Below are 11,015 nucleotides of genomic sequence, written 5' to 3'. Positions count from 1 at the left end.
TTGCCTTGGTCGATTGCGATCCTCAGCTGCTCGGTGGTCTCTATCGGCTTGCCCGTATCGGCCTTGTGACCGGCTTCTGGGGAAGAGCTCGATGCTCGCTTGTCTTGTGTAGTGTCTGTCATGCGGGGCAACGGGCGGGTGGTTTAAAGGTTGCTCCTCATGCCGCCGTCGCCTCGTCAATGATGGACCTTATGGTTCCCGGGTTCTTGTCGACGCCCTGTTGGAAGCCCGCTAAGCTAGGCCGTTCTGAGGAGGCGTTTTGAACGATCCGGAATGACTAAGCAGCAAGGGCATAGGCGGCTAGCAGAATTTATTCGCGAAAACCAAGCCGCTATCGTGGCGGAGTGGACCGACTTCGCCCGAACTCTGTCGCCGGCCAGCGATAAGATGTCGAAGCTGGCTCTAGAAGATCATGTACTCGATATTTTGGGTTTTGTTGCGGACGATCTCGAGTCTGCACAAACGCCGCGGGAGCAGTTTGATAAATCGCGTGGCAAAGGTCCTACCAACGGCCCGTTTTCTGAAAGCGCGGCAGAAATCCACGCCGCGCTTCGGCTTGCCGATGGTTTTGATATTGACCAGATGGTTTCAGAATACAGGGCGCTTCGAGCTAGCATCGTCAAGCTATGGCTGACCAATCATGAGGCTCTCGCCAGCACCGATCTACAGGATCTGACGCGATTTAACGAAGCAATCGATCAGGCTGTAACGGAGTCGGTAGCTCACTATACGAAGACGATCGATAACTCCCGCAACTTGTTTCTAGGCGTCCTTGGTCACGACCTGCGCAATCCCTTAAGTGCCGTTTCCATGGGGGCCCAGTGGATTGAGCGGTCCGGCACAACCAGCCTGAAGCAGGCGAAGGTAGTATCCGAAATCAGGACGGCGGCGGGTCGGGCGACACAAATTCTGAACGATCTGCTCGATCTTACGCGCTCATCTTTCGGTACTGAAATTCCGCTTGCGAGAACCAAAACTGACATAGCGTCCCTCTGTCAGCAGATTGCGGACGAGCTTCGCGTGATAAACCCGGATCGACGTTTTGAGGTGGTCGCCGACGAAGGCAATACTACAGGACACTGTGACCCCGCGCGCTTGGGACAGGTGTTGTCCAACCTGATGGGCAACGCTGTTCAATATGGCGATGTATCGAGCCCTATAACCGTAAGGCTTTCACTCAGTGATCCCGAAATTATAACTCTAGCCGTGCACAATTTGGGCACACCAATCCCCATTGAATTACAAAAAATGATTTTCCAGTCGTGGATGCGCGGCCAGGACGTCAAGAATCCAGCTGAGCAAGGTACACACTTAGGCCTCGGCCTTTACATCGCCAAGCTGATTGTCGAAGCCCATGGTGGCGATCTTTCTGTTGCCTCCAACGAACAAACGGGCACGACGTTCTCTATTCGGCTTCCGCGCAGTTGAAGCTTGCCTGCTTCAGGGGCGAAGTACTTTACGGATGGAAATCTGGTGAAATACCGAGCTAAGAGCTCGGCGCCCCGCTTCGCTTGCTAAGGTGGCTAGGGCGGGAAGCCCATGACCGACGCGATGGCGTCTGCAAGGTTCTGCTCAAAGAAGGGTTTCGCAAGCCTGGAATGGTCTGAGCCGGCCCCTCCGGCAGTTCCGCATAGCCCGTCGCGATGATAATTGGAAGATGTGGCCAATCACGGTGGACAGCTGCTGCGAGTTCGGCTCCCGTCATACCCGGCATCGCCTGGTCAGTGATGAGGAGATCGATATTACCCTTTTCTTTCATGAGCGTCAGTGCCTCAGCACCGCTAGACGCCGAAAAGACGGTATGCCCAAGCTCTTCCAGCATGGCGACCGTATTGAAGGCAACCAGTGGATCATCGTCGGCGCTCACAATCTTGAGAGAGCGGCGGTAGGGCGGAGATGAGGTTGGATTGACTTCCGTTTCTGCCGCCTCGTCTTCGCCAAGTGCGGCCGGCAGGCAGAGCTCGGCTGTCGTGCCCTCCCCTGGTTTGCTCTCGAGATATAGCTTGCCGCCGCTTTGCTCAGTCATGCCGAGCACCATAGGTAGTCCAAGCCCCGTACCTTTTCCGACCCCCTTCGTGGTGTAGAAGGGTTCGGTTGCGTGACGCAAAGTCTGCTCGTTCATGCCGGTCCCGTCGTCTTTCACGGCGAGGCACACATAGCGCCCTGGCGTAAGTCCTGGCTCATTCTGGATGTTTCGCTCACGGGCGGAAATAATGATGGTACCTCCGTTTGGCATCGCGTCGCTCGCGTTTCTCGACAGATTTAGAAGGGCGAGCTCTAGTTGGTTCGCGTCCGCCGACACTTTCGGAAGGCCTACTGTGAAATGAGTTTCGATCTGGACGCTTGGCCCAAGCGAGCGCTGCAGTAGCTCGGTCATACCGTCGACCAGTTCGCTGACATCGACGGCCTGGAACTTTAGTTCTTGGCGGCGGGCAAACGCCAGCATGCGCTGCGTAAGCGCGGCACCGCGCTGGGCGCCTTGCATGGCGTTGTCGATGAACTGGTGCATCTGGCTGTCGCCGGTTGGCATGCGGCGTTTCATCAGCTCAAGACTGCCCTGGATGGCCATCAGCAGGTTATTGAAGTCATGCGCGACGCCACCGGTCAGATGACCGATTGCCTCCATCTTCTGCGATTGAACCAGTGCTTCGCGGGTACGTTCAAGAGCTTCTTCCGATTTCTTCCGTTCGGTGATATCGCGCGTGATTTTGGCGAAACCAATCAGGACGCCCTCGCTATCACGGATAGCGTCGATAACGACGTTCGCCCAGAACTTCGTGCCGTCCTTCCGGATGCGCATACCCTCTCTTTGGAATCTTCCGTCACGTCGAGCTGTCTCAAGCGCGGTCGCCGGAAGGCCGGCCGTGCGATCTTCTTCGGTATAGAAGACGGAGAAATGCTGGCCGATGATTTCGTCTGGCTTGTAGCCTTTGATCCGTTCCGCGCCCGCGTTCCAGCTTGCGACCTTTCCTTCGAGACTTAGAAGATAGATCGCATAATCGGTCACCCCCTGCACCATCAGGCGGAACTGTTCCTGGCTCCGCCGCAGTTCGGCCTCCGCCGCCCGCCGCTCCGTCAGGTCGCGCGTAACCTTGGCAAAACCGACTAGCTTGCCTTCATTGTCGCGAATGGGATCAATGATGACATAGGCCCAAAAGCGAGTGCCGTCCTTGCGGACGCGCCAGCCTTCGCTTTCGAATTTCCCTTCGCGTTCCGCTGTCTCAAGCGCCCTCCGGGGCAGCTCCGTCCTGCGGTCCTCATCGGTGTAAAATCGGGAAAAATGCTCCCCGATAATCTCGGATTCGTCGTAGCCCTTAAAGCGCCGCGCGCCCGGATTCCAGCTACTGACAATGCCGGTTGGGTCGAGCATGTAAATCGCATAATCCGTTACCGCCTCCACTAACATGCGGTATCGGCCTTCAGCCGACTGCGCGGCCTCAAATCGTTCTGTGCGCTCCAAAATTTTGCTCAGCGATATCAGTTCGTACTCTCTTTATTGGCATACGCGAAACGACGCTATTGGTTCCTACACATGGTAGAGGGCCCAAGGCCGCCTCCCTTTCGCACCGAGCCGTGCCTTGACGAAGAACAGTGACCTTACGGTCAGCGACAGAAATCGACGACGAGCCCAGCTTTCTTGAGCATGTAGCCACACTTCATCTTCAGTGGCGTCGGCTTGGCTGAGTTATTCATCATGGCTAAAAAGCGCCAAATGGCGTGCAACTTCCGAGTAATTGGGGACCGGCATCCTCAAAGCGACCACAAGGGCGCCGGCGGAGATATAGGTAGTCTTAATGCGGAAGGCGTATTAGTCCAATCTCGCCGCCCTCATGTCGTTCCAAAAAAAGAAGCGGCCCTAGCTCCTGAGGCTAGGGCCGTTTCCCAGCCCGTCCGGCAAGCCTTGGGGCGTCCAAGCCAAGGCGAAAAAACTTCAGCTTACCTTGAGCCGCCTAAGAGTATGATCGTGCATGAACGCCCCGTTCGGGAAAACGACATTATGATCGCGCGCCGGCTTGTAAGCCTGCGGCATCGCATGATGGCAGTCCGGCCATACGTCGCTGGCCTCGACCTCGCGATCGACCCGCGGCTTAAAATGGCGGGATGGAACACAAGGACGATAAAATCACCGCGGGATGGCTGCGTTCGACCGGCGTTCACCGCGTCCGCGTATTCTGCGCCGATCACAATTGCTCGCACTCGGTATCAGTAACTACCGAGCCTTGGGGTGACGATGTCGTTCTAATCGAGATCGAGAAGAAATTCGTTTGCAACGTGTTCGCGGTGCGCTGATGCAGCCTAATTATCACGAACAGCCGCCGCCGAGCCCCCAGCGATGAAGTACGCCGACGCCCGCCCCTACTCCAATCCGGAAAAAGCCGCTCGACGCCTGATGGAACACGCCCAGGCATCCGAGCCCATCCAGGATAGGCGCATCTACATCGAGAAGATCAACGGGCCTTTCCTGTTTGGCGACAAGGCCACCCCGGCCGAGTACAGCGCTGGCCTCAAATACGCGATCGACAAGGGCTGGCTGCAGCTGCACGAAGGCGGAACTTTCGTGAAGTTCACTCCGGCGGGCGCGGAGTTATTCGCTTGATCCGGCAATGCAAAAAGAAACAGCCCCAGCCTCGGGGGTTAGGGACGCTGAGGCCGTTTCCAAATGTCCGGTTTCCTCCAGACGGCACGTCCAACGCCGACCACTTGTTCCCGGGTGACACTGCAAAGGCCCTTAATCCCTCGGTCGATAATGGTTAAGGCGAACTCCCCCTGATGCGCCCAGACGTTGTGCGCCTTCGGTTTGTTGACCACCATTCCCTATCTCCCTTTGTTGCCGCGAGGAAAGGTTCCGAGGCCGTGGCTGCTGCGGCCGTCCATTTGAACCGCACCTAAACGCCCGCGACTAATCGGCAAAGGTGCCGCGCGGAGCTTTGTGATGATAGGCGTTTTGCGAAAAGTCGTTTTCGGCGAACCTGCCAACGCCAGGTTTTTCTGCCTGCGCTGGATCGTGCGGCCGATCCTGTTCGTTTTGCCCTCCCGGTCGTTGCGGCGTGGTGCGACATGAAGCCGACTTGGAACGTGCTCCTGTGGACGATGTTTCTGCGTGGCCTGGTCTGATATCTTGGATGGAATTGGTAAGCAGGATTGAGAGCCAGGGAAGCGAATTCCCCCGGCGCGTTGGGGAGGGTCTGGCGCAACCGGTATGCGATCTGATCGGGCCAGCGGCACCCTAGTCGGAAAGCGCCGGCGGCACCCTGCCGCAGCCCGAGGTCGTGCCTCTCTCCTGACTGTTCGCACTCCCGCCTTTTCGGACCAAGTCCGCCTGGGAGGCAGTTCGCGCCTTATAGCGCTTCGCAGCCACTCTCCAGCGACGCTCGGCCTCCCTCAAGAGGCGCCAGTCTAAGGGGTCGATTTGTATAAAGCGTCGCCCTTCAGTCATAGACCTTCCCTTAGAATGAGGGACTGCTTATCGAATACGAGCCATATTACCGGGGTGTGACGGCTGTCTGGATACCCAAATACGGACCATACCTCTAACGAGGTACCCCAAGCGCGAATGAACGCTCCGTAAGTGTGGTCGCGGGGCCCACCTACACTTGGCTGGGAACCAAGGCCGCGATTCTCAGCGAGGCCGTCCCTATTTTGGACAGGCATCAGTGGAGTAGCGTGATAAGCGCCTTCGATCATTCCAAACGATCGTTTGGACCGGGATTTTTATATCGTTCTTGAAGACTTCAGCCGCGGCGCGGCCTTCCGCGAGACCGATGAGGGCATCGACTACCGTGTGCTGGTGCAGAACCTGCTTGCCGGCGAGTACGGCACAGTGGCGCGGATCTGTTCGCCCGGTCACCATTGAGCGCACAACCGCGCGCGCCTTTCACTGTACTCATTGCCCGAGACCGCCTTAGCTGGCGGCATCCTTGTCTAGCTGTTTTTCCAGCCATGGAAATGGTGGCACTCGGCGCAGGGCAAGAGCGGCACCAAATATCATCCCGCCCAGCGGGATCGCCCACGCTAAAACGAACGCGCCGGAAGGAACCAGCCAGCCCGCCGCAATAGCAGCAGGTATTGCAGCTACTGCGGCCCCTAAGATTGCGCGTTCAGGTCGTGTCATCAAGCGCCGCTGGCTGTGGAAATACGAAGGCACGTATGTGAAGTTTACTGCGGCCCTCGAGAATTAAGCGGTTCCGGCTGGTTGATCCAGGGATCAGCGCTATCCATCGGATCACCCAGATCGCATCTCTCGCGCATCGGTCCCCACATTTCGGACAGCACTTCGATGGCAGTATGCGAGGCATCGGGCCGTACCTAGTGAGGCCGGCATTATAGAGCTCGCTCGCCCCGGCGCGCAATCCGAATTGGAACGAGCGCCGCCGAGGCGGGCTACATGTATCAAAAGAAACCAAAGGCAAGCAGGTTGGACCAGGCGTCTTCCGCTAGACGCTTGAACTTGTAGATTTCATGCTGGGACGGCAAGCGGCCCCAGCGCGACTGGGGAGCATCATCAGGGCCGCCCAGAACGCCGCGTTGAGGCAACTGCGGGTGCCAACGCGAGTTACTGCAAGATATTGGTCTTTCCGGGCTCTAGTCTTGAGTACCTCGCGGCCGCGGGCGCAAAAAAAGGCCGAGGCGGCGCTCATTCCTGCTTTTGATTTCGTTTGTACATATCAAGCTGCAGGGCATCGGCCGCGGCGGCAGTCGTAGGAGCGGCGAGTTTCCTTAAGTCACTGCAGTTAGGAACGATAGTGTCGCGATGAGATTACTTCGGCGGGCCATCATCCCTCCAAGTGCAGTGGCCTGTGCACGGTCCGCCGTCAACGGGATCGGACGGGCCGTGCACCAAATGGGAGTTTCGCATCATGGCTGACCGCCAGAAACGCGCGCGCTAAGCTCGCCCAATTGGCTCAAGAAATACGACCCGGACATACGCCTTATTTGCCGCTGACTATGATGCGCGCACCCCGCCATGAGCGGCATGGGTTCGGCGCTGCTCGATTTCATCGAGTGCGCGCTGGGCTGCAGGCGAGTGGGTCTTCGGGTCCCTGGGTACATCAATAAGTTTGTCGGTGCCGGTCGCAAATCGTGCGAGGCGCTTTAAGTTCGAGACGAACACAATGGTCTCGAAAACGAAGATAGCCGCCCGCGCGAGAAGGGTGAAAAGGCCCCATAAAAACTCTATCATTGACATCAACCCACGAGGCGGATGCCCCTTCTATGGTAGATTTGTCGGCATCTCCGCGCCGCCGCAGCGCAGTCACCTCGGAGATCACTTCTTGCCGATACACAGCGCGGCAAGGTCGCGATCCGCGTTTGCGAACAGCTCCATGGGTTCAAGCTTGCGGACATTCTCTGAGTTCACGCTTCGGGTGCGGGCCGCTTCGACCTGGTCGGCAAGTTCGAGATAGCGTTGCAGCGCATGCGATGAGGATTGCGCAATAAACTTTTCCACAGCCTCCTCGGTGGCCACCGTCGGATCCTCCGGCATCGGCTCTTGCTCGCCGCGCGCGACCGGCGTCACGTTCTCGAGCTTGAGGCTAGCCATCGCGATGTAATGGTCGAACTGCTCGAATGTCTGGGTGACGACGCTAGCGAGCCGACGGGGGCGCGCCAGTTCCTCGAACCGGGCTACCTCAGGATCGCGTTCCAATCGTGCGAGTTCTGCTGCGGCGTCCGGTCCCATGTTCGCAGCGAAGGCCTTCGCAGCGGCACCCTCGTCATGACTCCCGTTTACAAGCGTGGCGAGGCGCACGCCGTAGCGCACCATGACGTCGCGAACACCCGCCGCCAGAGCCGGCGAATTAAGCCCACGCTCGCGGCGGCACGCAGCCTCTGCGGTCTTTTCTACCGCAGCCGCAAAGCGCGCTAACATGGCCCTCCCATAGGGCGCGTCCAGCGCATCGCGTACAAGGGTATCGGGAGGCTCGTTGGCGAGTAGCGCCGCCGCGGGCAGGATGGCATAGGCGAGCATCGCGGTAGCGAGAAGGAAGCGGCGCATCAGGGCTCCTAAGCAGTGGAATTTGTTGGTCGCCGGAACCGCGCCGCACGTTCAAAACCACGGAGGGCACTTAACCCAGCCACTGCCGCCGATGACCCTTGCGCCGGGGCTTGTGAAGTTCCGCTCTTTTCCTGGTCGCGCCCATTCCGACGGCCCAAACTGTTTGGATGAAGAAGGCCTCAAGGTTTTAGGCTCCGTTTGAGTAAAAGCCGAGCGTCAGATGCCGGACGCATCTCGGGACCTAATTCGGCAATGCAACTTTTGCGGGACTGTTGCCTTCAGGCCATAGCAGCAGCGACATTTCTCCCCTAACTTTGTCGACAATCCATTGGGGAGTGATTCAAATGCGATCGATCGTTTTAGCGCTAGCAACAGCAGCGGTAGTCGTTTCCGCACCTGCAATGGCCGCAGACATGCGCATGCCTGTGAAAGCTGCACCGATGGCTGCTCCCATCTTCACCTGGACAGGGTTTTATATCGGCGGGTTTGTCGGAGGCGCGACGGGCGACCGTAACGCAAGATCCACCGAGCCTTGTACCGTGGTTGGTGCCTCTTGCTTCGGCTTGTTTACAGTGGCCGGTGTGACCACGCCAAACGACTATTCGCTGGGCAGCAGCTTCATTGGCGGCGGCACGGTTGGCTATAACTGGCAGGCGCCAGGATCGCAGTGGGTTTTCGGTCTTGAGGGCGAAGCCGGTTATCTCCACCTGCAACGCTCTGTTCGTGACATCAACGCGCCGCCCCCCGGCCTCTCGCCCGGCGGCTTTGATTCGACCCGTATTGGTGATGTTTACGGTGTAATCGCCGGCCGGTTGGGTATCGCGGTGGACAGGCTGCTGTTCTACGGCAAGGGTGGTGTCGCGTTTGTCGAGAAGAACCACAACTACGCATCGACGGTGGGGGTGACGAGCGCGAGTCTTAACAACAGCCACCTCCAGACGACCTGGGCGGCAGGCGCCGGTCTGGAATGGGCCTTTGCTGGCAACTGGAGCCTCAAAGGGGAGTATCTCTACATCGCGACCCGCGAGACCTATAATACCACCGGTCTCTGTACAGGCGGCTTCTGCGCACCGGTTGCTACTTTTACCAGCATTCACAGCGATCCGGGCGTCCATACCGGTAAGCTCGGTCTCAATTACCGTTTCTGACCAGACATCTACGCAGGGCTGGATGAAGGGCTGGAGCAAATCAGCATCCAGCCCTTTTTCGTTCTGATCGACGACGCAGACAGGCCGTCAGGGCTAACAAGGATCAGCGCATGAAGAATCCGCATCGATCTTCATAAACGAGGATGCATCAAACGCAGGGGCATACTGTCGGCGGCATGGCGCCTAATCGTTCCTAACGCCAGCTCGCCGGTTAGGGCGGGCTAAGTCTTGCAAGGCGGCTTTCGCGCGCGCTCGGGTTGCGTTAGCTGGACACCAATGTCGACGACAAGGGTCGAAAGCGCGAACCCGCCCTTTCTGTTCGCCTAAGAAAAGCCCGGCCAAAGGCCGGGCTATGATTGCCCTCCTAAAATGTCGGACGTTGCTGAAAGTTCCCGTATCTAGTCCGATGGTTGGCGCCGCTTGCTCCAAAGCGGTGAGCGCAGCCAACCAACGAGTCTTGCTGACGTCGGGTCGCGACGCGCTTTCCGAAGGCCTGCAGGACTTTATAGACGGCCGGGTGTGGCGAAAGATCGGCATGTAGCTGCCGCTACCGTTGCACATCTAGATGTCACCTTCTTACGGTGCTCGTCTGCTTCCGACCTCTGGCCTGTTCCATCTGATTGGAAATCAAACGCCCGCGCCAACTTCTCCCCGGGCGATGCGACGCTACTATTTTGACATTCGAGAAGGCGACGCGCCCCCCGATGAGGTAGGGCTGTGACTTGTCGGACCGATGCGGTTGAGTGGATACAGAATACAACCGTTCCGTCGTCTGCGACCCAAAGTCATTAGGAAGATATGAGGGCATTTCCGTTGCGGAAACGCCACACGGCTCGCCATTTTGTTCGTTCCTGGCTGCCGAACAGCCGCCCTACCTAGCTACCCGGCCCTCGCTTAGGTAGAACAACCAAAGTGACGGTTGTCAGGGCGCGCAAGGGAGCGCCCGGCCGTACGAGTGACGAGCAATGGGAATGGCAAAAGAATCTCGATTGGGCGCTGGTTCGGTAACCAGGTCAGCCAAGGCTGAGACTTCGGATTCACAGCGTCGCCGCCACCGTCAGATCTCTATTGCAATCGCCGTCACGATCTGCCTCGCGGCGCCCGCGAAAGCCCAGGACGCAACGTGGCTCGCCGCGCCCGGGTCGAGCGACTACAACACGAGCACGAACTGGAATCCCAACACGGTCCCGACCGGCATCGCGTTCTTTGGTGCATCCAACATCACAAGCCTGACTATCTCGGCCAACACCAGCGTCGACGCGTGGACATTCAACGCCGGCGCGCCCGCCTACTCGTTCACGAATACCCAGACGTTGACCTTCGATGACGCCGGCATCGTCAACGGCGGCGCCGCCACGATTACCAACAACGCCGGGGCGTTTATTCGGTTTAGCGATTTCAGTACGGCAGGAACCGCCACGTTCATCAACAACGGCGAGACGCGCTTCTTCGATAGCAGCAAGGGCGGCAACGCAAGTATCATCAACAATAACTTTCTCTCTTTCCAGACCCAGAGCAGCGCCGGGAACGCCGTCATCACCAACAATGGCCTGCTGGAATTCGCAGTCAGAGGCACCGGAGGCAACGCCGCCGTCACCAATAGTGCCGTGGCGGTCGTCGATTTCTCCGACAGTTTGGGTCCTGCGAATGATGGTGCACTTGCGATCGGCTCGCTGGCCGGCGGCGGCGAATACTATCTCGGCGCCCGCCGTGTGACGGTCGGGGGCAACAATCTCAGCACAACGGTGACCGGCGTCATCAGCGACTGCGGCGCCAACGGCGTGGCCTGTGGCGACGCCGGCGCAACGGGCGGGCAACTGATAAAGACCGGAACGGGCACGCTGAATTTGGCGGGCAACAACATTTACACCGGC

General features: G+C 58.5%; 6 protein-coding genes and 2 pseudogenes. 5 read left to right on the top strand and 3 right to left on the bottom strand.

Annotation, left to right across the window (positions count from 1 at the left end; all coding sequences use genetic code 11):
* Positions 1–273 precede the first annotated feature (273 nt).
* Positions 274–1,428: a sensor histidine kinase gene (locus tag JQ609_RS34680; protein WP_212277123.1), complete on the top strand. Its 1,155-nt coding sequence runs from the start codon at positions 274–276 to the stop codon at positions 1,426–1,428.
* Between the two features lie 95 nt (positions 1,429–1,523).
* Here JQ609_RS34680 and JQ609_RS34675 read toward each other — a convergent pair.
* Positions 1,524–3,460, bottom strand: a pseudogene (locus JQ609_RS34675) (PAS domain S-box protein).
* A gap of 873 nt (positions 3,461–4,333) precedes the next feature.
* Between JQ609_RS34675 and JQ609_RS34670 the strand changes: the two are divergent.
* Together JQ609_RS34670 and JQ609_RS34665 are read left to right on the top strand one after the other, a co-directional pair.
* Positions 4,334–4,597 (top strand): hypothetical protein, encoded by a 264-nt coding sequence (locus JQ609_RS34670; protein WP_212277119.1) that lies wholly within the window; start codon positions 4,334–4,336, stop codon positions 4,595–4,597.
* Positions 4,598–5,698: 1,101 nt separating this feature from the next.
* Positions 5,699–5,854: a hypothetical protein gene (locus tag JQ609_RS34665; RefSeq protein ID WP_212277118.1), complete on the top strand. Its 156-nt coding sequence runs from the start codon at positions 5,699–5,701 to the stop codon at positions 5,852–5,854.
* Between the two features lie 1,089 nt (positions 5,855–6,943).
* Here JQ609_RS34665 and JQ609_RS34660 read toward each other — a convergent pair.
* Together JQ609_RS34660 and JQ609_RS34655 are read right to left on the bottom strand one after the other, a co-directional pair.
* Positions 6,944–7,180, bottom strand: coding sequence for a hypothetical protein (locus JQ609_RS34660; RefSeq protein ID WP_212277117.1), 237 nt, complete (start codon positions 7,178–7,180; stop codon positions 6,944–6,946).
* An 84-nt stretch (positions 7,181–7,264) separates the two neighbouring features.
* Positions 7,265–7,993, bottom strand: coding sequence for a hypothetical protein (locus tag JQ609_RS34655; RefSeq protein ID WP_212277116.1), 729 nt, complete (start codon positions 7,991–7,993; stop codon positions 7,265–7,267).
* A gap of 344 nt (positions 7,994–8,337) precedes the next feature.
* Here JQ609_RS34655 and JQ609_RS34650 point away from each other — a divergent pair, with 344 nt between their 5' ends.
* Positions 8,338–9,141: an outer membrane protein gene (locus tag JQ609_RS34650; RefSeq protein WP_212277115.1), complete on the top strand. Its 804-nt coding sequence runs from the start codon at positions 8,338–8,340 to the stop codon at positions 9,139–9,141.
* Positions 9,142–10,112: 971 nt separating this feature from the next.
* Positions 10,113–11,015 (top strand): annotated as a pseudogene (locus JQ609_RS34645) (hypothetical protein); the annotation flags it as partial.

The sequence above is a fragment of the Bradyrhizobium sp. AUGA SZCCT0169 genome (assembly GCF_018130085.1).
Lineage (GTDB): Bacteria > Pseudomonadota > Alphaproteobacteria > Rhizobiales > Xanthobacteraceae > Bradyrhizobium.
This window is presented reverse-complemented; position numbering and strand designations above follow the sequence as displayed.